Origin of the sequence: Micromonospora sp. NPDC049060 (assembly GCF_040649055.1) — a bacterium.
Lineage (GTDB): Bacteria > Actinomycetota > Actinomycetes > Mycobacteriales > Micromonosporaceae > Micromonospora > Micromonospora reichwaldensis.
In genome coordinates this window covers 21,495-42,420 of record NZ_JBEZEV010000050.1, presented here as the reverse complement: position 1 = coordinate 42,420, position 20,926 = coordinate 21,495, and the positions used below count along the sequence as shown (strand labels likewise).

The 20,926-nt window shown below is 71.8% G+C and carries 20 protein-coding genes; 11 read left to right on the top strand and 9 right to left on the bottom strand.

All coding sequences use genetic code 11. From position 1 onward, the window contains the following. The first annotated feature begins 83 nt into the window (after positions 1-83). From AB0B83_RS18745 to polA, 8 genes are all read left to right on the top strand, one after another. Positions 84-1,034: a branched-chain amino acid ABC transporter permease gene (locus tag AB0B83_RS18745; RefSeq protein ID WP_357579256.1), complete on the top strand. Its 951-nt coding sequence runs from the start codon at positions 84-86 to the stop codon at positions 1,032-1,034. Beyond that, positions 1,031-2,140: a branched-chain amino acid ABC transporter permease gene (locus AB0B83_RS18740; protein ID WP_151455512.1), complete on the top strand. Its 1,110-nt coding sequence runs from the start codon at positions 1,031-1,033 to the stop codon at positions 2,138-2,140. Before AB0B83_RS18745 ends, AB0B83_RS18740 begins: the two co-directional genes overlap by 4 nt. A gap of 46 nt (positions 2,141-2,186) precedes the next feature. Next, complete coding sequence (locus AB0B83_RS18735) at positions 2,187-2,978, top strand: ABC transporter ATP-binding protein (RefSeq protein ID WP_357579258.1); 792 nt, start codon at positions 2,187-2,189, stop codon at positions 2,976-2,978. Next, positions 2,968-3,678: an ABC transporter ATP-binding protein gene (locus tag AB0B83_RS18730; RefSeq protein WP_357579255.1), complete on the top strand. Its 711-nt coding sequence runs from the start codon at positions 2,968-2,970 to the stop codon at positions 3,676-3,678. The genes AB0B83_RS18735 and AB0B83_RS18730 overlap by 11 nt, the downstream gene beginning before the upstream one ends. Positions 3,679-3,711: 33 nt before the next feature. After that, positions 3,712-4,623, top strand: coding sequence for an ABC transporter substrate-binding protein (locus AB0B83_RS18725; protein WP_357579254.1), 912 nt, complete (start codon positions 3,712-3,714; stop codon positions 4,621-4,623). 2 nt (positions 4,624-4,625) lie between these two features. Next, complete coding sequence (locus AB0B83_RS18720; protein ID WP_357579253.1) at positions 4,626-5,606, top strand: amino acid ABC transporter permease; 981 nt, start codon at positions 4,626-4,628, stop codon at positions 5,604-5,606. Next, the gene (locus AB0B83_RS18715) at positions 5,603-6,412 is read left to right on the top strand and encodes an amino acid ABC transporter ATP-binding protein (RefSeq protein ID WP_357579252.1); all 810 of its coding nucleotides are present in this window, start codon (positions 5,603-5,605) and stop codon (positions 6,410-6,412) included. Before AB0B83_RS18720 ends, AB0B83_RS18715 begins: the two co-directional genes overlap by 4 nt. A gap of 233 nt (positions 6,413-6,645) precedes the next feature. Next, positions 6,646-9,345: a DNA polymerase I gene (gene polA / locus AB0B83_RS18710; protein WP_357579251.1), complete on the top strand. Its 2,700-nt coding sequence runs from the start codon at positions 6,646-6,648 to the stop codon at positions 9,343-9,345. 22 nt (positions 9,346-9,367) lie between these two features. Here polA and AB0B83_RS18705 read toward each other — a convergent pair whose 3' ends face one another. The 6 genes from AB0B83_RS18705 to AB0B83_RS18680 are packed head-to-tail and all read right to left on the bottom strand — an operon-like array spanning position 9,368 to position 12,649. Beyond that, the gene (locus AB0B83_RS18705) at positions 9,368-9,733 is read right to left on the bottom strand and encodes a MerR family transcriptional regulator (protein WP_357579257.1); all 366 of its coding nucleotides are present in this window, start codon (positions 9,731-9,733) and stop codon (positions 9,368-9,370) included. 47 nt (positions 9,734-9,780) lie between these two features. Next, positions 9,781-10,530: an SDR family oxidoreductase gene (locus AB0B83_RS18700; RefSeq protein ID WP_357579250.1), complete on the bottom strand. Its 750-nt coding sequence runs from the start codon at positions 10,528-10,530 to the stop codon at positions 9,781-9,783. A 50-nt stretch (positions 10,531-10,580) separates the two neighbouring features. Further along, positions 10,581-10,931, bottom strand: a complete 351-nt coding sequence (locus AB0B83_RS18695) for a DUF3140 domain-containing protein (protein ID WP_132236459.1) — start codon at positions 10,929-10,931, stop codon at positions 10,581-10,583. Then, positions 10,918-11,139 carry a DUF2945 domain-containing protein gene (locus AB0B83_RS18690; protein WP_132236460.1) on the bottom strand — a complete coding sequence of 74 codons (222 nt, stop codon included), beginning with the start codon at positions 11,137-11,139 and terminating at the stop codon, positions 10,918-10,920. Before AB0B83_RS18690 ends, AB0B83_RS18695 begins: the two co-directional genes overlap by 14 nt. 47 nt (positions 11,140-11,186) lie before the next feature. Beyond that, on the bottom strand, positions 11,187-11,789 hold the full coding sequence (locus AB0B83_RS18685) for a Uma2 family endonuclease (protein WP_357579249.1): 603 nt from the start codon (positions 11,787-11,789) through the stop codon (positions 11,187-11,189). Then, complete coding sequence (locus AB0B83_RS18680) at positions 11,786-12,649, bottom strand: class I SAM-dependent methyltransferase (RefSeq protein WP_357579248.1); 864 nt, start codon at positions 12,647-12,649, stop codon at positions 11,786-11,788. Before AB0B83_RS18680 ends, AB0B83_RS18685 begins: the two co-directional genes overlap by 4 nt. 297 nt (positions 12,650-12,946) lie before the next feature. Between AB0B83_RS18680 and rpsA the strand changes: the two genes are divergently transcribed. Further along, complete coding sequence (rpsA, locus tag AB0B83_RS18675; protein ID WP_151455503.1) at positions 12,947-14,542, top strand: 30S ribosomal protein S1; 1,596 nt, start codon at positions 12,947-12,949, stop codon at positions 14,540-14,542. A 94-nt stretch (positions 14,543-14,636) separates the two neighbouring features. On the opposite strand, the gene AB0B83_RS18670 is transcribed toward rpsA, so the two are convergent. Together AB0B83_RS18670 and AB0B83_RS18665 are read right to left on the bottom strand one after the other, a co-directional pair. After that, on the bottom strand, positions 14,637-15,266 hold the full coding sequence (locus AB0B83_RS18670) for a GyrI-like domain-containing protein (RefSeq protein WP_357579247.1): 630 nt from the start codon (positions 15,264-15,266) through the stop codon (positions 14,637-14,639). Further along, positions 15,259-15,783 (bottom strand): PadR family transcriptional regulator, encoded by a 525-nt coding sequence (locus AB0B83_RS18665; protein WP_357579246.1) that lies wholly within the window; start codon positions 15,781-15,783, stop codon positions 15,259-15,261. The genes AB0B83_RS18670 and AB0B83_RS18665 overlap by 8 nt, the downstream gene beginning before the upstream one ends. A 94-nt stretch (positions 15,784-15,877) precedes the next feature. Here AB0B83_RS18665 and coaE point away from each other — a divergent pair, with 94 nt between their 5' ends. After that, the gene (gene coaE, locus AB0B83_RS18660) at positions 15,878-17,059 is read left to right on the top strand and encodes a dephospho-CoA kinase (protein WP_357579245.1); all 1,182 of its coding nucleotides are present in this window, start codon (positions 15,878-15,880) and stop codon (positions 17,057-17,059) included. 4 nt (positions 17,060-17,063) lie between these two features. On the opposite strand, the gene AB0B83_RS18655 is transcribed toward coaE, so the two are convergent. Further along, positions 17,064-18,515 (bottom strand): hypothetical protein, encoded by a 1,452-nt coding sequence (locus AB0B83_RS18655; RefSeq protein WP_357579244.1) that lies wholly within the window; start codon positions 18,513-18,515, stop codon positions 17,064-17,066. A 298-nt stretch (positions 18,516-18,813) separates the two neighbouring features. Between AB0B83_RS18655 and uvrB the strand changes: the two genes are divergently transcribed. After that, positions 18,814-20,922, top strand: coding sequence for an excinuclease ABC subunit UvrB (gene uvrB / locus AB0B83_RS18650; protein WP_311413579.1), 2,109 nt, complete (start codon positions 18,814-18,816; stop codon positions 20,920-20,922). Positions 20,923-20,926: the final 4 nt, after the last annotated feature.

The following is a 20,926-nucleotide window of genomic DNA, read 5'->3' as shown; positions in this document are numbered from 1 at the left end:
CTGCTGCTGGTGGAGGACCGCGCCGAGGTGGAGCAGCGGCTCGCCGCGCTGGTGTCTCCAGACCCTGATGGAGTGTCCCTTCATTGAACTTCGACGACCTGTTCTCCAACTTCGGGACATACACGACGACCGGCCTGACGCAGGGTGCGATCTACGCCCTGGTCGCGCTCGGCTACACGCTGGTCTACGGCGTGTTGAGACTCATCAACTTCGCCCACTCCGAGGTCTTCATCGCCGGCGCGTTCGCGGCGATCTGGACCTGGAACGGCTTCGGGCTCGACCAGAACTCGCAGGTCAGCGGCATCGGGTCGATCATGTTCTACCTGCTGGTGGCGATGATCGTCGCGGCGATCGCCTCCGCCGGCACGGCCACCGTGATCGAGCGGGTGGCGTACCGGCCGCTGCGTAAGCGCAACGCGCCGCCGCTGGCCTTCCTGATCACCGCGATCGGCGCGTCGATCGCCATCTCCGAGGCGTTCGGCATCTGGACCCGCCGTCGCCCCGAGGGTGCCCCGATCCTGGTCAGCCAGGATCCGCTCTTCCACGTCTTCGGCGTGCCGATCGACGGGGTGCAGCTGCTCACCCTCGGCGCCGCGCTGGTGATGATGATCGCGCTGGACCTGTTCATCAACCGCAGCCGGGTCGGTCGCGGCATCCGGGCGGTCGCCCAGGACGCCAACACCGCCGCGCTGATGGGCGTGAACAAGGACCGGATCATCCTGATCGTCTTCATCGCCGGCGGCAGCATGGCCGGCGTCGCCGGTCTGCTCTACGACGTACGGATCCAGACCCTCACCTACAGCGTCGGCTTCCTGCTCGGCCTGAAGGCATTCACCGCCGCGGTGCTCGGCGGCATCGGCAACCTGCGCGGCGCGCTGCTCGGCGGCCTGCTGTTGGGCTTGATCGAGAACTACGCCTCCGGTCTGTTCGGCAGCGAGTGGAAGGACTTCGCCGCGTTCGCGCTGCTGGTGGTGCTGCTGATGTTCCGGCCGACCGGTCTGCTGGGTGAGTCGCTGGGGAGGGCACGGGCATGACGACCGTTCTGGAGAAGGTGCGCTCCGGCCGCGAGGCGGCCGGGGAACGGTGGCGCGGGGCGCCCCGCTGGGTGCGCTGGGCGCTGCTGGCCGCGGTGATCGTGTTCTTCTACGCGCTGCCGAACAAGGAGTTCTACCAGTACCTCGGGCCGATCCCGACCCCCGGTGCGAACTTCACCCAGGTGATGTTCACCGTCTCGATCTACGTGCTGCTGGCCGTCGGTCTGAACATCGTGGTCGGCTTCGCCGGCCTGCTCGACCTCGGCTACTTCGGCTTCTTCGCCGTGGGCGCGTACACCGTGGCGGTGCTGACGTCACCGAGCAGCAACCTCAAGACGCTCTGGCCGTGGCTGCTGGCGGTGCCGGTGGCGATCGCCCTGACGATGGTCTCCGGCGTGATGCTCGGTACGCCGACCCTGCGGCTGCGCGGCGACTACCTGGCGCTGGTGACGCTCGGCTTCGCCGAGATGATCCGCATCGGCGCGGTCAGCTCGGAGTTCCTCCGGGGGCAGCGGGGCTTCAACCAGATCCCGCACCCGCCGGGCGAGTTCGCCGACGGCAAGCCGGTCTTCGGCGTGCTCGACGCACGGCCGTACTACTGGCTGGTACTCACGCTGATCATCCTGGTGGTCATCGGGGTGCGGAACCTGACCCACAGCCGGGTCGGGCGCGCCTGGATCTCCATCCGGGAGGACGAGGACGCGGCGCAGCTGATGGGCGTGCCGACGTTCAAGTTCAAGCTGTGGGCGTTCGCCGCGGGTGCCGCGATCGCGGGCCTCGCCGGCGCGCTCTTCGCGGGCAAGCAGAACTTCGTCAACTCGCAGAACTTCGAGCTGCTGAACTCGATCATCATCCTGGCCGCGGTCATCTTCGGCGGCTCGGGCAACATCGTCGGCGCGATCGTCGGCGGTGGACTGGTGGCGTACATGATCGAGCGGTTCCGTGGCATCGAGCTGCTGGGCGTCGAGCTGTACGAGTACCGGTTCCTGTTCTTCGGCCTGGTGCTGGTGGTCATGATGATCTTCCGGCCGGAGGGTCTGATCCCCAACCGACGACGTGCGGCGGAGTTCAAGGATCGTCGCAAGGAGGTGACCGTCGGTGAGTGACACCGAGCAGACGCCGGTCGTTCCGGCGCAGGCCGGCGCGCCGGCCGTGGAGGCGGTGCCCACCCGGGAGCCGCTGCTGGAGGTCGACAAGGTCACGCTGCGCTTCGGCGGCGTGGTCGCCCTGAACGAGGTGGACTTCACCCTCTACAAGGGCGAGATCCTCGGTCTGATCGGCCCGAACGGTGCCGGCAAGACCACCTGCTTCAACGCCATGACCGGCATCTACCAGCCCACCGAGGGGCAGATCCGGTTCCGTGGCCAGAAGGTCAGCGGCAAGAAGCGGCACCAGATCACCAAGATGGGCATGGCGCGGACGTTCCAGAACATCCGCCTCTTCCCGGAGATGACGGCGCTGGAGAACGTCCTGGTGGGCGCGGACGCGCACAACAAGACGAGCGTCATCTCCGCGCTGTTCCGCCTGCCGCGGTACTGGAAGGAGGAGCGCGAGAGCCGGGAGAAGGCCGAGCGCCTGCTGGAGTTCGTCGGCGTCCGCAAGCGGATGCACGAGTTCGCCCGCAACCTCTCCTACGGCGAGCAGCGGCGGCTGGAGATCGCCCGCGCGCTGGCCACCGACCCGGTGCTGCTCTGCCTGGACGAGCCGGCCGCCGGCTTCAACCCGGCGGAGAAGGAGGAACTGCTCCAGCTCATCCGGCAGATCCGGGACACCGGCGTGACCGTGCTGCTCATCGAGCACGACATGCGCCTGGTCATGGGCGTCACCGACCGGATCGTGGTGCTGGAGTTCGGAAAGAAGATCGCCGAGGGGCTGCCCGCCGAGGTGCGGGAGAACCCGAAGGTGATCGCGGCGTACCTGGGGGTGCCGGACGATGCTGCTTGAGATCGACGATGTGAGCCTGCTCTACGGGCGGATCCAGGCGCTGCACGGCATCAGCCTGACGGTGGACGAGGGCGAGATCGTCGCCCTGATCGGCGCCAACGGCGCCGGCAAGTCGACCACGATGAGGGCGATCTCCGGGATCCGGCCGGTCGCCAGCGGCAGCATCCGGTTCGACGGTGAGGACATCACCAAGCTCCGGGCGGACCTGCGGGTCCGGCGAGGGCTGTGCCAGGCACCCGAGGGCCGCGGGATCTTCCCGGGCATGACGGTGCTGGAGAACCTCGACATGGGCGCGTACACCCGGCGCGACCGGGCCGGCATCGCCCAGGATCTCGACCGGGTGCTGGGCCTCTTCCCGCGCCTGGCCGAGCGGCGCAAGCAGCAGGGCGGCACCCTCTCCGGCGGCGAGCAGCAGATGCTGGCCGTCGGGCGGGCGCTGATGAGCCGGCCGAAGCTGCTGCTGCTCGACGAGCCCTCGATGGGTCTGGCGCCGATGCTGATCCAGCAGATCTTCGACATCATCGTCGAGATCAACCAGCAGGGCACCACCGTCCTGCTGGTCGAGCAGAACGCCCAGCAGGCGCTGGCCCGGGCCCACCGGGCGTACGTGCTGGAGACCGGCGTGATCGTCAAGAGCGGCACCGGTGCCGAGCTGCTGCACGACCCGGCGGTCAAAGAGGCCTACCTCGGCGTGGCCTGACCGGCCGTCACCCCTCATCGCAAGGAGTACCCCATGTTCCTCATCAGTGGTGGCCGCCGGGCCGCCCTCGGCGTCACCGGCGCCGCGCTGCTGGCCCTCTCGCTGGCCGGCTGCGGCGAGAAGGAGAACACCGAGCAGCCCGGCGCCGGCCCCAGCGTCACCGCCGCCGCCGACTCGGCGCTGGCCGCGAAGGTGCCCGACGCCATCAAGGCCGACGGCGTGATCAAGGTCGGCACCGACTCGACGTACGCCCCGGCGGAGTTCCTCGACGCCGACGGCAAGACGGTCGTCGGCTTCGACATCGAGCTGTTCAACGCGGTCGCGCAGAAGCTCGGCCTGAAGGCCGAGTACGAGTCGGCGCCGTTCGACGCGATCCTGCCCGGCGTCGGCTCCGGTAAGTACGAGGTCGGCGTCTCCTCGTTCACCATCAACGCCGAGCGGATGAAGACCGTCAACATGGTCAGCTACTTCTCCGCCGGCACCCAGTGGGCGACCAAGTCGGGCAACCCGGCCAAGGTCGACCCCGAGAACGCCTGCGGCAAGAAGATCGCCGTGCAGGTCGGCACGGTGCAGCTCGACGACATCACCGCCCGGTCGAAGAAGTGCACCGACGCCGGCAAGCCGGCGATCACCATCGACCAGTACCAGGCGCAGAGCGACGCCACCGCCGCCGTGGTCAGCGGCAAGGACGACGCCATGCTGGCCGACTCCCCGGTCGGCGCGTACGCGGTGAAGCAGAGCAGCGGCCAGCTGGAGCTGCTCGGCGACATCTACGAGTCGGCCCCGTACGGCTACGCGGTCAAGAAGGACCAGGCCGCGTTCGCCGAGGTGCTCAAGGAGGCCGTCGCGGCGGTCATCGCCGACGGCTCGTACGAGGGCGCGCTGAAGAAGTGGGGCGTCGAGGGTGGCGCCATCACGACCCCGGCGCTGAACCCGACCAGCTGACCATGTCGGTCGGAACAGACACACCCGAACGGGCACGGCCGGAACCCATCCGAGCCGTGCCCGTGCGGCATCCCGGGCGGTGGGTCGCCGTCGCCGTGATCGGGGTGCTGGTGGCCATGTTCGTGCACCTGCTGGTGACGAACGAGGCGTTCAACTGGTCGTTCATGGTCGACGAGATGTTCCGCCCGCCGATCATGGCGGGGGTACGCGGCAGCCTCGCACTGCTGCTGACCGCCATGCTGATCGGCATCGTGCTTGGCGTCGTCATCGCCATCATGCGGCTGTCGGAGAACCCGATCCTGCGTGGCGTCGCCTGGGCGTACACCTGGTTCTTCCGGGCGGTGCCCCGGCTGGTGCTGGCGATCCTCTTCGGCAACCTGGGCATCCTCTGGGCGCGCATCGAGTTCGGGCTGCCCTTCGACCGGCAGATCGGCGCCCTGTTCGGGGTCGACGACTTCGAGGCGCGGCTGTTCGGCTTCTCCGCCGTGGAGATCCTGACCGGGTTCGTCGCCGGCATGCTGGCGCTGGGCCTGTCGGAGGCCGCCTACATGGCGGAGATCGTCCGGGCGGGCATCCAGTCGGTCGACGAGGGGCAGACCGAGGCGGCCCAGGCGCTGGGCATGCGGCGCGGGCAGATCCTGCGCCGCATCGTGCTGCCGCAGGCCATGCGGGTGATCGTCCCGCCGACCGGCAACGAGACCATCGCCATGCTCAAGGACACCTCGCTGGTGGCCTTCGTGCCGGTCTCCACGGAGCTGTTCTTCCAGCTCAGAGCTGTGAGTAGCCGGACCTACCAGGTCGTCCCAATGCTGGTCGCGGCGACCATCTGGTACCTGCTGCTGAGCAGCGTGCTGCTGGTCGGGCAGTACTACCTGGAGCGGAACTTCTCCAAGGGCGTCGGGCGCGGCGCGCGGGCGAAGACCAAGCTGCGGGGGATCGCGGCCGAGAGCGGCGGCACGACCGGGAAGGCGGACGGCACATGACCGAGCTGACGGTGCCGACACCGGCTGACGGGGCGGCGGTGGAGTCCGCGCCGATGGTCCGGGCCGAGCAGGTGCACAAGTCGTTCGGGGCGATCGAGGTGCTCAAGGGCATCGACCTGGAGGTCCGCAGCGGCGAGGTGTGCTGCCTGCTGGGTCCCTCCGGCTCCGGCAAGTCGACGTTCCTGCGCTGCATCAACCACCTGGAGAAGATCAACGCCGGCCGCATCTGGGTGGACGGCGACCTGATCGGCTACCGCGAGCGCGGCGGCAAGCTGCACGAGATGCGGGAGAAGGACGTCGCCGCCCAGCGCCGCGCGATCGGCATGGTGTTCCAGCGGTTCAACCTCTTCCCGCACATGACGGCGCTGGAGAACGTCGCCGAGGCGCCGGTGCTGCTGGGCCGCGAGAAGAAGGCCGCCGCCCGCGAGCGGGCCGCCGCGCTGCTGGAGCGGGTGGGGCTGGGCGACAAGCTCGGCAACTACCCGGGCCAGCTCTCCGGCGGGCAGCAGCAGCGGGTGGCGATCGCCCGGGCGCTGGCGATGCAGCCGAAGCTGATGCTCTTCGACGAGCCCACCAGCGCGCTCGACCCGGAGCTGGTCGGCGAGGTGCTCGACGTGATGAAGGACCTGGCGCGCGACGGCATGACGATGATCGTGGTCACCCACGAGATCGGCTTCGCCCGTGAGGTCGGCGATTCGCTGGTCTTCATGGACGGCGGCGTCGTGGTCGAGTCCGGCGTGCCCCGCGAGGTGATCGCCAACCCCCGGCACGACCGGACGAAGGCGTTCCTGGCCAAGGTGCTCTGAGCGGTACGCCGGCGCGGCCCACCCCGGGCCGTGGCGGCGTGCGCCCCCCGCGGCCGCGGGGGCCGCGCCCGGGCGCCGCGCGGGCCCCCCCCCGGCCCCCCCCCGGGCCGTGCCGGCGTCCGCCCCGGGCCGCGCCGGCGTCCGCCCCGGGCCGCGCCGGCGTCCGCCCCGGGCCGCGCCGGCGTCCGTGCCGGTGTCCCGGAGTGTCGGAGCGGGCGGCTAGAGTCGCTGCCGTGACAGCTACGACGCCGCGCCTGCTCCTCGTCGACGGACATTCCATGGCATACCGGGCGTTCTTCGCCCTGCCCGTGGAAAACTTCTCCACCACGACGGGGCAGCCGACCAACGCCGTCTACGGCTTCACGTCCATGCTGATCAACGTGCTGCGCGACGAGCAGCCCACGCACATCGTGGTCGCCTTCGACGTCTCCCGCCGCTCCTTCCGCACCGAGAAGTACGCGGAATACAAGGCCGGCCGCAGCGAGACCCCGACCGACTTCAAGGGCCAGGTCAGCCTGGTCAAGGAGGTCCTGGCGGCGCTGCGCATCCCGGTGGTGGAGAAGGAGGGCTACGAGGCCGACGACATCATCGCCACCCTCGCCTGCCAGGCCCGCGACCAGGGCATGTCGGTGCTGATCAGCACCGGTGACCGGGACGCCTTCCAGCTCGTCGGTGAGAACGTCACCGTGCTCTACCCGCGCAAGGGCGTCTCGGACCTGGCCCGGATGGACCCGGCGGCGATCGAGGCGAAGTACGGCGTCGCCCCGGAGCGCTACCGCGACCTGGCCGCCCTGGTCGGCGAGACCAGCGACAACCTGCCCGGCGTCCCGGGCGTCGGCCCGAAGACCGCCGCAAAGTGGATCAACCTGTACGGCGGGGTCGACGGGGTCATCGCGCGGGCCGACGAGATCAAGGGCAAGGCCGGCGACAGTCTGCGCGAGCGGCTCGCCGACGTGATCCGCAACTACGAGATCAACTGCCTCGTGTCCGACCTGGAGCTGCCGCTGCGCCCCGAGGACACGCGCTGGGAGGGGTGGGACCGCGAGGCCGTCCACCAGGTCTTCGACACGCTCGAGTTCCGCATCCTGCGCGACCGGCTCTACCAGTACCTGGAGGCGGTGGAGCCGGAGGCCGAGTCCGGGTTCGACCTGACCGGCGAGGTGCTCACCGAGCCCGGGGCGCTCGCCGGGTGGCTGGAGACGCACGCGCCGGCCGACACCCCGGTGGGCGTGGCGGCGAAGCTCGACACGGGCCCCAACCGCCGGCACACCGCCTCGGTGACCGGGCTGGCGCTGGCCACCGCCGGCGGTGCGGCGGCCTGGTGCGATCCCGCCACCCTGGAGCCGACCGACGAGGCGGCCCTGGCGGCCTGGCTGGCAGATGCCGGGCGGCCCAAGGTGCTGCACGACAGCAAGCCGGCGGTGCTGGCGTTCGCCGCGCACGGCTGGCGCCTGGAGGGCATCCTCCGCGACACCCAGATCGCCGCCTACCTGGCCCGCCCCGACCAGCGCTCCTACGACCTGACGGACCTGGCCCTGCGCTACCTGCACCGCGAGCTGCGGGTCGACGCCCCGGAGACCGGCCAGCTCACGCTGGAGGGGCTCGGCAACGACGGCGAGGCGGAGCAGAACCTCATGCTCCAGGCCCGCGCCACCCTCGACCTGGCCGACGCGATCGACGCCGAGCTGTCCCGCGACGGCGAGCAGTCGGCGCGGCTGATGGCCGGGGTGGAGCTGCCGCTGATGCGGGTGCTCGCCGGCATGGAACGCACCGGCATCGCCGCCGACACGCACTACCTCTCGGAGCTGGAGGCGCACTTCGCCGCCGAGGTGAAGGCCGCCGCCCAGGGGGCCTACGAGTCGGTCGGCCGGGAGTTCAACCTCGGCTCGCCGAAGCAGTTGCAGGAGATCCTCTTCGGCGAGCTGGGCCTGCCCAAGACCAAGAAGATCAAGACCGGCTACACCACGGACGCCGACGCCCTCCAGTGGCTGCACGCGCAGAACCCGCACCCGGTGCTGGCCCACCTGCTGCGCCACCGGGACGTGGCGAAGCTCAAGACGACCGTCGACGGGCTGCTCAAGTCGGTCTCCGACGACGGCCGCATCCACACCACGTTCAACCAGACGGTGGCGGCCACGGGGCGGCTCTCCTCGACCGAGCCCAACCTGCAGAACATCCCGATCCGCACCGAGGAGGGGCGCCGGATCCGGCGCGCCTTCGTGGTGGGGGAGGGCTACGACTGCCTGCTGACCGCCGACTACAGCCAGATCGAGATGCGGATCATGGCGCACCTGTCGTCGGACGAGGCGCTCATCGAGGCGTTCAACTCCGGTGCCGACTTCCACGCCGCCACCGCCTCGTCGGTCTTCGGGGTGCCGGTCGGCGAGGTCACCGCCGACCAGCGGCGCAAGATCAAGGCGATGAACTACGGCCTGGCGTACGGGCTGAGCGCGTTCGGCCTCTCCCAGCAGCTCGGGATCACCGCCGAGGAGGCGCGCGGGCTGATGGAGAACTACTTCGCCGGTTTCGGGGGCGTGCGTGACTACCTCCAGGAGGTCGTCGCCCGCGCCCGGCACGACGGCTACACCTCCACCATCCTGGGCCGCCGCCGCTACCTGCCCGACCTGGTGAGCGACAACCGGCAGCGCCGGGAGATGGCGGAGCGGATGGCGCTCAACGCCCCCATCCAGGGCTCGGCGGCCGACATCATCAAGGTCGCCATGCTGCACGTCGACACGGCGCTGCGCGAGGCGGGGCTGCGCTCGCGGATGCTGCTCCAGGTGCACGACGAGTTGGTCTTCGAGGTCGCCCCCGGCGAACGGGAGACCCTGGAGGCGCTGGTGCGGCGGGAGATGGGCGGGGCGCACCCGCTGTCGGTGCCGCTGGAGGTCTCCGTCGGCGAGGGCCGGGACTGGAACAGCGCCGACCACTGACGGGCGCCGTCCCGCGTCGTCGTCAGGCGTCTGGGACGGTCGTGCCCGCCGCGCGCAGGGCCGCCGCCAGCCGGTCGCGTACCGCCGTCTGTGCGGAGATGCGGGCGTCGAGCACCGCGAGGCGGTCCAGTCCGACCCGGACGCCGGCCGGCGCGGGCGGGGCGGCGGCCACGTCCCCGTCCAGGCAGGGCAGGAACGTCCGCACGTCGTACAGCGTCAGGCCGGCGGCCAGCAGGTGACGGATGTTGCGCACGCGGCCCACCGACCGCTCGTCGTAGATCCGGTAGCCGTTGTGGGCCCGCCGGGAGTCGAGCAGTCCGTGCCGCTCGTAGTGCCGCAGCGCGCGCGGGGTGGCGCCGGTGGCCTCCGCCAGCTCGCCGATCAGCATGGTCCGCACCTCCGGGCACCGTTCTACCAGTGCGGCGGGCGACGCCGTCACGCGATCACGGCGCCACCGTCGACCGGCAGCACGACGCCGGTGACGAAGCCGGCCGCCGGGTCGGCGAGGCACCGGATCGCCCACGCCACCTCCTCGGGACGCCCGACGCGTCCCAGCGGCGTCCGCGCCACCTGCCACCGGCGGACGTCGGCCTGCTGCTGCGGCGTCAGCCCCTGGTGCGCGCCGATCGGGGTGTCGACGGCGCCGGGTGCCACCGCCACCACCCTGATCCCCGACGGCGCGAGCTCCACCGCCCAGCTGCGGGTCAGCGAATCCAGGGCGGACTTCCCGGCCGCGTACAGCGAGCTGCCCGGCCAGGCCCGCGCCCCGACCGACGTGGTGACGTTGACGACGACGCCCCGACTGTCGGTCAGCGCCGGCACCGCCGCCCGGGTGAGCAGGATCGGCGCCACCAGGTTCGTCGCCAGGTGGCGCGCGACGGTGTCGGGGGCGAGCGAACCGAGCGGACCGCCGCCGGCGACGCCCGCGTTGTTGACCAGCACGTCGAGGCGGCCGTGCCGCTGCGTGGCGGTGCCGACGATCAGCTCCGCGGCGCCGGGGGCGGTGACGTCGGCGACCAGCGGTTCGATGCCGGGGTGACCGGCGGCGGTCTCCGCCAGGGGCGCGGGCCGTCGGCCCACCGCGACGACGCGCGCCCCCTGGGCGCTGAACCCACGGGCGGTGGCCCGTCCGATCCCGGTGCCCGCACCGGTGACGACGACGATCCTGCGTGGCGCTCGACTCATGGTGCGGATCGTCGGACCCTGCCGTCAGTGGCAGGGTCAAGCGGCCGGGCTCAGCGCTTCAGGGGGTCGTGGCCCCAGTTCATCAGGGACCAGCGCCACTTCGTGTCGCGGACGTCGCCGGAGGGGCGCTGCGCCATGTGCCGGCGGACGTAGCCGACGACCTTGCGCATGTGCCGGTAGTCGCCCTCGGAGAGTTCGGCACGCTTGCGCCGCAGCAGCTCGATGATCCTGCGGCCCGACTCGTGCCCGACCGACTCGCCGCCGCCGGAGCGCCCACCCTTGTGCCAGCCGACCTGCTTCGACTCGTCGGTCTCCAGCCACGTCGACAGCTCGGCCGGCTTCATGTTCACCGCCTCGGTGAACTCCCGGTAGGTGTCCCGGCCCTCGTCAGCCCTGCTCATGGCGCAGCACCTCCGGTCGGTGTGCGACGTCCCGCCCCGAGTCGTCGTTGCGGATCCGGTACTGCGGGTCGTCCGGTGACGCGTTCACGGCGTGCCCGCGTACGTGCGTCCGTTCGGTGATCTTCTCCTTGACCACGCCGTACGCCCGGCCGCTGTGGCTGGCCCAGGAGACGTGGTCACCGCTGTGGAACTCGCTCTGCTCGGCCATGCGACGCGGGTACCCGGCGTCGATGCCCCGAAACGACGACCCGCGGGCTACGGCGTGATGTCGGCGATCGGCAGCTTGATCTCGAATGGTTCGACCAGCTCGATCAGCTCCGCGCTGTCGGCGATCAGTTCGTACTGTCGCTCACCGCCCGGCCCGAGCCGATCGCCCCGCCGGTAGGCGTAGAGGTGGATGGGGTCCTGTTCGATCCGCCAGTAGTAGGGGATGCCGGCGGCGGCGTACTCGCCGGGCTTGGCGAACCGGTCGGTGCGGCGGGTGCCGGGCGAGACGATCTCCACCGCGAGTACCACGTCCTCCGGCCGCAGCAGGGACCGGCCGGACGGCACCTCGGCATGTCGCAGCAACACGTCCGGCTGGCGGCTGGTGTTCGTGTTCAGCGCGACGCCGACCGCCTGGGCGACCCGCAGGTGCCCGGGCGTGTGCTGCAACAGCCAGTGCGCGAGCAGCAGTGAGATGTCCTGGTGGCCCAGGGTGGGGGAGGGTGTCACCTGGATGACTCCGTCGACGAGTTCGACGCGGGGGGCGTCGTCCGGCAGGTCGAGCAGGTCTTCCAGCGTGTAGTCGGCACGCTGCTGCCGGATCGGGTCCGGACACCATGGGCCAGGTGGTGTCGCGATCGGCTCGGCGCTCACCGGCTCAGCGTAACCCCGCGGTCCGCCTCGGACGTCGCACTGACTGTCCGGCTCGCGCGGGCGGGTTTCTCGGCGACGAAGATGGCGGTGCCGGGGAAGAGGCGGCCGCGCAGCGGGCTCCACTGCCCCCAGATCCCCTCGTGCCCCTCGGGCCACTCCGGTTCCACCAGGTCGAGCAGGCGGAATCCGGCGCCCACGAGCTCGCGGATCCGGTCGCCGAGCGTGCGGTGCTGCTCGACGTAGGTGGCGTCGCCGGCCTCGTCCTGCTCCACGTAGGGGGAGCGGTCGAAGTACGAGTGCACCGCGGTCAGCCCGCCCTCGCCGGGGTCGTCGAGGAAGATCCACCGCATCGGGTGGGTCACCGAGAACACCCATCGGCCGCCGGGGCGCAGCACCCGGAACACCTCGCGCATGACCGCCGCCGAGTCGGCCACGAACGGGACCGCCCCGAACGCCGTGCAGGCCGTGTCGAACGCGGCGTCGGCGAAGGGCAGCGCCAACGCGTCGGCCTGCACCAGCGGCACGCGTACGCCGGTGCGTCCGGCCGCCAGCGCGGCGTGCCGCAGCATGCCGGCGGAGAGGTCCAGGGCCACCGGCCGGGCCCCCTGGGTGGCGAGCCACCGCGCGGCGGCGGCGGCCCCGCAGCCGACTTCCAGCACCCGCCGCCCGGCCAGGTCGCCCAGCAGCCGCACGTCGGCCTCCCGCACGCCCTCCGGACACCAGACGAAGTCCAGGTCGCCGAGGAAGCGGCCGTGCTCGGCCTGGTAGTCGTCGGCGTCGGCGTCCCACCAGCGGCGGTTCGCCCGGCGGGCCTCGGCGTTGCCGACCCGGCGCCGGGTCACCCGGCTGTCGTCATCCACCCGCCCACGCTAGCCCCGCGCGCGCCGCGCGCCGGGCGACCCCCGGAGTGCGGGGTACGGCGCCCGGCGCTACCGTTCACCGGTGATGCCCCTGTGACGGACGCGACACCTGCGACGCCTTCCTGCCGATATCTCCGCTTTCGTAGCTGACGAGGCGGCGAGAGGACGGGAGGGCTTGCACGCTGTGGTAATGCAGCGGGTAGGCTAGATGATGCGCTCGCGGATCGTGTGCCTCGGCAGGGAGCAGGTGCGCGGTCTCCGGGACCACTGGCGGAGCCACATCCATGATCTCACGCGATGATCTTCCGGTGTGCCCGGCGACGGATCCGCTGGCGCGAACAGGTCACCGCGACACACCAGCCTGCTGTGACACACCATCCGACCGGAGCAACCGCCCACATGACGAGCAGCATCGAGGCCCCCTCGAGCGCCACCCGGGTCACCCACGACGATCTCGGTTCCGAGGAGGCTTTCCTCGCCGCGATCGACGAGACCATCAAGTACTTCAACGACGGCGACATTGTCGAAGGCACCGTCGTCAAGGTCGATCGGGACGAGGTCCTGCTCGACATCGGCTACAAGACCGAGGGTGTCATCCCCTCTCGGGAGTTGTCGATCAAGCACGACGTGGACCCGGCCGAGGTCGTTTCGGTTGGTGACCACATCGAGGCCCTGGTCCTCCAGAAGGAGGACAAGGAGGGTCGTCTGATCCTCTCCAAGAAGCGGGCGCAGTACGAGCGGGCCTGGGGCACCATCGAGAAGATCAAGGACGAGGACGGGGTCGTCCGCGGCTCTGTCATCGAGGTGGTCAAGGGCGGCCTCATCCTCGACATCGGGCTGCGGGGCTTCCTGCCCGCCTCCCTGGTCGAGATGCGTCGGGTGCGCGACCTGCAGCCGTACGTCGGGCGCGAGCTCGAAGCCAAGATCATCGAGCTGGACAAGAACCGCAACAACGTGGTCCTGTCCCGCCGGGCCTGGCTGGAGCAGACGCAGTCCGAGGTGCGCACCGAGTTCCTCAACAAGCTGCAGAAGGGCCAGGTCCGCAAGGGCGTCGTGTCCTCGATCGTCAACTTCGGCGCGTTCGTCGACCTGGGCGGCGTGGACGGCCTCGTGCACGTCTCCGAGCTGTCCTGGAAGCACATCGACCACCCGTCCGAGGTCGTCGAGGTGGGCCAGGAGGTCGAGGTCGAGGTCCTGGACGTCGACCTGGACCGCGAGCGGGTCTCGCTGTCGCTGAAGGCGACGCAGGAGGACCCGTGGCGTCAGTTCGCCCGCACCCACGCGATCCAGCAGATCGTGCCGGGTAAGGTCACCAAGCTGGTGCCGTTCGGCGCTTTCGTCCGGGTGGACGACGGCATCGAGGGCCTGGTCCACATCTCCGAGCTGGCCGAGCGCCACGTGGAGATCCCGGAGCAGGTCGTCCAGGTCGGCTCCGAGGTCATGGTCAAGGTCATCGACATCGACCTGGAGCGCCGCCGGATCTCGCTGTCGCTCAAGCAGGCCAACGAGGGCTTCGTCGAGGGCGAGGAGCACTTCGACCCGACCCTCTACGGCATGGCCGCGACGTACGACACCGAGGGCAACTACATCTACCCGGAGGGCTTCGACCCGGAGACGGGCGAGTGGCTCGAGGGGTACGACAAGCAGCGCGAGACCTGGGAGAACCAGTACGCCGAGGCGCGTCAGCGCTGGGAGGCCCACACCAAGCAGGTGCAGACCTCCCGGGCCGCCGACGCCGAGGCCGCTGCCAACCCGGCTCCGCCCGTCACCGGTGGTGGCACCACCACCTCGACCAGCGCGGCCCCGAGCCGTCAGGCCGAGGAGCCGGCCGGCACCCTGGCCACCGACGAGGCGCTCGCCGCTCTGCGGGAGAAGCTCGCCGGCGGCAAGTGACCCGCTGAACGACGACGGGCCCCGTCCCCGCGATCGCGAGATCGCCGGGGGCGGGGCTCCCGTCTTTCCGCAGCCGCTCCGCCCCCCGCCGCGCCTACGCGCTCGATGCGGGGGCGACCGGTTGCCTCAGGATGGTGCGCTGCCGCTCGGGCGCGACCCGGCGGAAGTCGCTGAGGTAGATCTCGTGGTGTCTGCCCACCATCCGCAGCCCGTTGCCCGGGACGAACTCATCGTGCAGCCGCGCCAGCACCTCGGCCTCGTCGTCGAAGGAGCCGACGTGCAGCGTCTGCACGCACCGCCCCTCGGACAGCGTCGCCAGGCGGACGTCGTCGAGACGCGCCGGGCGGTTCCTGGCCCCGGCCTGCTCGACGGCGGCGGTGAACAGATCCTGGCCGATCCAGTCCGGGACCATGATCATCAGCGTCCAGTCCCACCGTTCCTTGTCGCGCCGGGCGGTGAACGAGTCCATGTCCTCGGCCCACCACAGGCCCTCCAGGGGCGGGACGACGTAGTCCCGGCCGAGGTCTCGCCTGCTGGCGAACTTCAGCTTGTAGGCCACCGGGTAGAGGGCCTCGATGGCGCCGGTGAACGCCGGTGCGCCGTTCGGGTCGCCGTGGCCGTCGACCATGAGGTACCGCGTGTCGGGCACGTCCACGATCCGGAACTGCCCGCGCCCGGCCTGATAGGCGTCGAGCGTCTTCTTGAAGTCGGTCTTGTCAGTCATCAGGCACCTGGGCTCGGGCGGCGAGCCACTGCCTTTCCGCCTCCAGGAGGCTCAGCGAGTACGAGAAGACCTCCCGCGCCGGATGCGGGAGGGGGGCCTGCGCCTGCTGCGCCGACCGGAGCGACTCGATGCGGGCCTCGACCCCCGCCAGCCGGGTGCGCAGCGCCTGGGCGTACTCCCGGTCGGAGAGCAGGGGCAGGTTGGCGATGCCGACGAGAAGCGGGTGCCGGACCGGCTGCGGTTGCTCGATGAGCGCCAGCGCGGTGCGCGCCGCGGCCGCCCGGCCCTCGGCGGTGGCGTGGAACACCTGGCGGGACTTCGGGGCGGCGGGAGCCTCGGGTACGTGGACCAGGCCGCGCTTGTCCAGCTTGGCGAGCAGGTAGTAGATCGAGGAGAACCCGACGTCGGACCACTGGCGGATGCCGCGTCGCGCGATCACCTGCTCCAGGTCGTAGCCGTGCCGTGGTCGTTCGATGAGCAGGCCCAGCACGGTCAGCTCGGCGGTGGTCAGCTCCACCGCCCTATCCTAGTACTAGAATAGTGCTCCGGGAGGACCGGTCCGGGGTGCCCCCGGTGCCGGCGGCGCGGTGATCATCCGGTTGACTGGTGTCGTGCTGAAGGTGGGACTGACCGGAGGAATCGGGTCCGGCAAGAGCGCCGTGGCGAGGCGACTGACCGAGCGCGGCGCGGTGGTGATCGACTCCGACCACATCGCCCGGGAGGTGGTCGCGCCGGGCACGGAAGGGCTGGCCGAGATCGTCGCGGCCTTCTCCGAGCGGGTCCTCGACGCCGACGGCGCCCTCGACCGGGCGGCGCTGGGCGCGCTGGTGTTCGCCGACGAGACGGCGCGCCGCCGGCTGGAGGCGATCACCCATCCCCGCGTACGGGCCCGCGCCGCCGAGCTGGCCGCCGCGGCGGCACCCGACGCGATCGTGGTCAACGACGTGCCGCTGCTGGTGGAGGTGGGGCTCGCGCCCACGTACCACCTGGTGGTCGTGGTGCAGACGGAGGTGGCCACCCGGTTGGCGCGGCTGGCCCGCGACCGGGGCATGGACCGGGCGGAGGCCGAGCGGCGGATCGCCGCGCAGGCCGACGACGCCCGGCGGCGGGGCGCGGCGGACGTGCTGCTGACCAACGACGGCAGCCTCGACGACCTGCACGCGGCCGTCGACGCGCTGTGGCGCGAGCGGCTGCGGCCCTACGAGGCGAACCTGCGCGAGCGGCGGGCGGCCGGATCGGAGCACGTCGTCCTGACCGAGGCCGACCCGACCTGGCCGCAGCAGTACGCGCGGCTGGCCGCCCGGATCCGGCACGCGCTCGCCCCCGCCGACCTGCGCATCGACCACATCGGCTCGACCGCGGTCCCGGGGCTCGCCGCCAGGGACGTGATCGACATCCAGCTCACCGTCCCGACCCTCGCCGACGCGGACGGACCGCTGGCCGAACGGCTCGCGGAGGCGGGCTTCCCGCGCCTGCCCGGCGAGTGGTGGGACGACCCCCGCCCGCCCGGCAGCGGCCGGTGGGAGAAGCGGCTGCACGGCAGCGCCGACCCGGGCCGCCCCGTGCACCTGCACGTCCGCCCGGCCGACGCGCCCGGCTGGCGGTACGCGCTGCTGATGCGCGACCACCTGCGTGCCGACCCGGACCAGCGGTCGGCCTACCTGGTGTTGAAGCGGGAGCTGGCGGCCTCCGCCCCGGACAGCGCCACCTGGACCACCGCGAAGGACCCGTGGTTCGACGAGGAGCACCTGCGCGCCGAGCAGTGGGCGGCGCAGACCGGCTGGCGTCCCTGACCGGTCAGCGGCCCCCGGCCGGGGGCCGGGGCGGTGGGACGAGGCGGGGCACCGTGGTGGACGTCAGGTCGAGCTGGGCCCAGGCGCCGGTGCGGGTGCGCAGCTCCAGGCGGCGCAGCGCGCCGGACCGGTCGATCCAGTAGCGCAGCAGCCCTCGGGACGTGCGCAGCTCGACCACGTCGACGGTCTTCCCGGCGACGGTGTCGCCGCGCACCCGCAGGGGGGCGCCCCGCCCGCCGGGCGACCGGGCGGCCCGCAGCGCCGCGTCGAGCAGCAGGCCCAGGTCGCCCGCGCGCCGCGGGTCGGCCCCCCAGCCCTGAGCGGGCGGCGGCAGCGGCGGCCGGCCGGGCGATTCGACGGTGCCCGGGAGCGTCGCGGCCGGCACCTCCGCCCGGCGCACGCCGGCGCCGTCGACGCGCAGCAGCGTCCGGCGCTCCGGCACTGCGAGGTCGGCGACCGTCAGGTAAGCCGCCCGCCCGCTCCAGCTCACCCAGCCGGCTCCGCGCAGGTTCGTGGCGGCGGCGACCGGTGCGGTCAGGGTCACGGCGGCGCCGCCACGGGCGCGCAGCCGGGCGGGCAACCGGTCCAGCCGGCCCCGCTCGGCGGCGGTCAGGGCGCGGGGCTGCCCGGGACGGCCGCCGAGGGCGTCGACCGGCCGCAGCGTGGGCCGGTCGGTCCGGTTCAGCTGCACGGTCACCGGGCCGACGCCGGCCAGCCCGGTCTCCAGCCGGTGCAGCCGCGCGTCGTGGTCGAGCCAGTAGCGGGGGCGCACGTCAGGGGCCGGGACGCCGGGGCCGGGCGACGGTGCCTGGAGGATGTCGACCGGCGTCGCCCCGACCGTGGCCCCACCGATCCGGCGCGCGGCGTCGGCCGGCGGCTCCGGGCGGTCGGAGGCGAGGCGGAAGAGCAGGTCGAGCACGGCGGCCAGCCCCCGCCCGGCGGGCGGGTCGTGCAGCCGCCAGCGGTCCGCCGGCGGCACCAACGGGGGCGGCGCGGGGGTCGGCACCGCCGTCGGGTCGGGGCGCAGCAGGACCACCGTCGGGGTGGCCTGGAGCAGCCCGCGCTCGGCGCCCGCGCCGGGCCCGCCGACGTCGAGGTAGACCAGCGGCCGGGACCAGTCGACCCAGCCGACCAGTTCGGTACGCGCCGCGCCGGTGCCCGCGGTCACGCGTACCCCGGCCCGCAGGTCCCGGTAGTTGGTGACCCGCATCGCGGCCAGTCGGTCGCGCTCGTCGCCCGTCAGCGCCCTCGGCTGCTCCGGCCGCTCGGGCGCCCAGCTCGCCAGCCCCACGACCAGCGCGGCGGCGGAGAGCACGGCCACGGCCGCGAGCACCAGCAGGACGGTGCGCCGGCGGCCGGTCACCACCCGTGGGATGCCGCCGGTGTGCGCGTCGTCGTGCGTCGGCGGGCCCTGCAACGGGTCAGGCGGGCCGGAGCGGGCGGCGGAGGTCTCCACGGGAGGTTGAACGGGATTCACCCCCGTGGGGTGACGAGCAGGGGCGCTCGCGGCGGCCGGTCAGCGCCTCACGCGCGACCACGTCGGGTGCGCACGCCGGGAGTGCCGGGTGCTGCGACCCTGTGCCGGGGGCGGGCCGGCCGTGACGGCCTGGCCACCTGCCCGGTCGGCCGCCGCGAGCGGCCTACACGGAGAGCGTAGTCCGGTGAGATGCGCCACACAATGCGAATATTGAAGCCGATCACGGACCGGGCGTAGTCGCGCCGCGGTGTCGGACCCCCGGCGTACCGTTGGGGTCATGGCGCTCGACATTCCCCGGCTCGACGGCCGTTTCCAGGTCATCAGCGAGTTCCAGCCGGCCGGCGACCAGCCGGCGGCCATCGACGACCTGGAGCGTCGGGTCCGACGCGGCGACCGCAACACCGTGCTGCTCGGCGCGACCGGCACCGGCAAGAGCGCCACCACCGCGTGGCTGATCGAGCGGGTGCAACGGCCCACGCTGGTGCTGGCGCCCAACAAGACGCTCTGCGCGCAGCTGGCCAAGGAGTTCAGCGAGCTGCTGCCGCACAACGCGGTCGAATACTTCGTCTCCTACTACGACTACTACCAGCCCGAGGCCTACATCCCGCAGACCGACACCTACATCGAGAAGGACTCCTCGATCAACGAGGAGGTCGAGCGGCTTCGGCACTCGGCGACCATGTCGCTGCTCACCCGCCGCGACGTGATCGTGGTGGCCACCGTCTCGGCGATCTACGGGCTGGGCACCCCGGAGGAATACCTCGACCGCGCGGTGCGGGTCGCTGTCGGGCAGGAGCTGGACCGTGACCAGTTGCTGCGCCGGCTGGTCGACATCCAGTACACGCGCAACGACATGGCCTTCAACCGGGGCACCTTCCGGGTCCGCGGCGACACGCTGGAGATCATCCCGGCCTACGAGGAGCTGGCCGTGCGGATCGAGCTCTTCGGCGACGAGGTGGAGAAGCTCTACTACCTCAACCCCCTGACCGGCGACGTGGTCAAGGAGGTCGACGGGCTGGTCATCTTCCCGGCCACCCACTACGCCGCCGGGCCGGAGCGGATGGAGCGGGCGATCCGCGACATCGAGGCCGAGCTGGCCGAGCGGCTGGCCGAGCTGGAGCGGCAGGGCAAGCTGCTGGAGGCGCAGCGGCTGCGGATGCGCACCACCTACGACATCGAGATGATGCGCCAGGTCGGGTTCTGCTCCGGCATCGAGAACTACTCGATGCACATGGACGGCCGGCTGCCGGGCAGCCCGCCGCACTGCCTGCTCGACTACTTCCCCGACGACTTCCTGACGGTCGTCGACGAGTCGCACGTGACCATCCCGCAGATCGGCGGCATGTACGAGGGCGACGCGTCCCGCAAGCGGATGCTCATCGACCACGGCTTCCGGCTGCCCAGCGCCGCCGACAACCGGCCGCTGCGCTTCGACGAGTTCCTGGAGCGGGTGGGCCAGATGGTCTTCCTCTCCGCGACGCCCGGCCCGTGGGAGCTGGAGCAGGCCCAGGGCGAGTTCGTCGAGCAGGTGATCCGGCCCACCGGCCTGATCGACCCGGAGGTCGTCGTCAAGCCCACCAAGGGCCAGATCGACGACCTCATGCACGAGATCAAGCTGCGCACCGAGCGCGACGAGCGGGTGCTGGTCACCACGCTGACCAAGAAGATGGCCGAGGACCTGTCCGACTACCTCCTGGAGAACGGCATCCGGGTGCGCTACCTGCACTCCGAGGTCGACACGCTGCGCCGCGTGGAGCTGCTGCGCGAGCTGCGCAAGGGCGACTACGACGTGCTGGTCGGCATCAACCTGCTCCGGGAGGGTCTCGACCTGCCGGAGGTGTCGCTTGTCGCCATCCTCGACGCCGACAAGGAGGGCTTCCTGCGCAGCGGCCGGTCGCTGATCCAGACCATCGGCCGGGCGGCGCGCAACGTCTCCGGCCAGGTGCACATGTACGCCGACAAGATCACTCCGTCGATGGCCGAGGCGATCGGGGAGACCAACCGGCGGCGGGACAAGCAGATCGCGCACAACGAGGCGCACGGCATCAGTCCCGAGCCGCTGCGCAAGAAGATCCACGACATTCTCGACGACATCTACCGCGAGGCGGAGGACACCGAGAACAGCCGCGTCGGCGGAGCCGTACGGCAGCTCTCCCGGGGCAAGGCGCCGGTCAAGGAGACCCGCAGCCGCGCCCGTACCGGCGGCGCCGGGCCCGCGCGGGAGGGGATGGCCCGGGCCGAGCTGGCCCAGCTCATCCAGGAGCTCAACGACCAGATGCTGGCCGCGGCCCGGGAGCTCCAGTTCGAGCTGGCCGCCCGGATCCGCGACGAGGTCGCCGACCTCAAGAAGGAGCTGCGCGGCATGGACGCCGCCGGGGTGAAGTGAGCGG

What these genes read in the sequence shown, in the direction of transcription:
- AB0B83_RS18715 (WP_357579252.1), top strand. Translation starts at nt 5,603, where the DNA reads ATGACCGAGCTGACGGTGCCGACACCGGCTGACGGGGCGGCGGTGGAG.
- AB0B83_RS18705 (WP_357579257.1), bottom strand. Translation starts at nt 9,733, where the DNA reads ATGCTGATCGGCGAGCTGGCGGAGGCCACCGGCGCCACCCCGCGCGCG.
- AB0B83_RS18725 (WP_357579254.1), top strand. Translation starts at nt 3,712, where the DNA reads ATGTTCCTCATCAGTGGTGGCCGCCGGGCCGCCCTCGGCGTCACCGGC.
- AB0B83_RS18690 (WP_132236460.1), bottom strand. Translation starts at nt 11,139, where the DNA reads ATGGCCGAGCAGAGCGAGTTCCACAGCGGTGACCACGTCTCCTGGGCC.
- rpsA (WP_151455503.1), top strand. Translation starts at nt 12,947, where the DNA reads ATGATCTTCCGGTGTGCCCGGCGACGGATCCGCTGGCGCGAACAGGTC.
- AB0B83_RS18700 (WP_357579250.1), bottom strand. Translation starts at nt 10,530, where the DNA reads ATGAGTCGAGCGCCACGCAGGATCGTCGTCGTCACCGGTGCGGGCACC.
- uvrB (WP_311413579.1), top strand. Translation starts at nt 18,814, where the DNA reads ATGGCGCTCGACATTCCCCGGCTCGACGGCCGTTTCCAGGTCATCAGC.
- AB0B83_RS18670 (WP_357579247.1), bottom strand. Translation starts at nt 15,266, where the DNA reads ATGACTGACAAGACCGACTTCAAGAAGACGCTCGACGCCTATCAGGCC.
- AB0B83_RS18720 (WP_357579253.1), top strand. Translation starts at nt 4,626, where the DNA reads ATGTCGGTCGGAACAGACACACCCGAACGGGCACGGCCGGAACCCATC.
- AB0B83_RS18740 (WP_151455512.1), top strand. Translation starts at nt 1,031, where the DNA reads ATGACGACCGTTCTGGAGAAGGTGCGCTCCGGCCGCGAGGCGGCCGGG.
- AB0B83_RS18695 (WP_132236459.1), bottom strand. Translation starts at nt 10,931, where the DNA reads ATGAGCAGGGCTGACGAGGGCCGGGACACCTACCGGGAGTTCACCGAG.
- AB0B83_RS18730 (WP_357579255.1), top strand. Translation starts at nt 2,968, where the DNA reads ATGCTGCTTGAGATCGACGATGTGAGCCTGCTCTACGGGCGGATCCAG.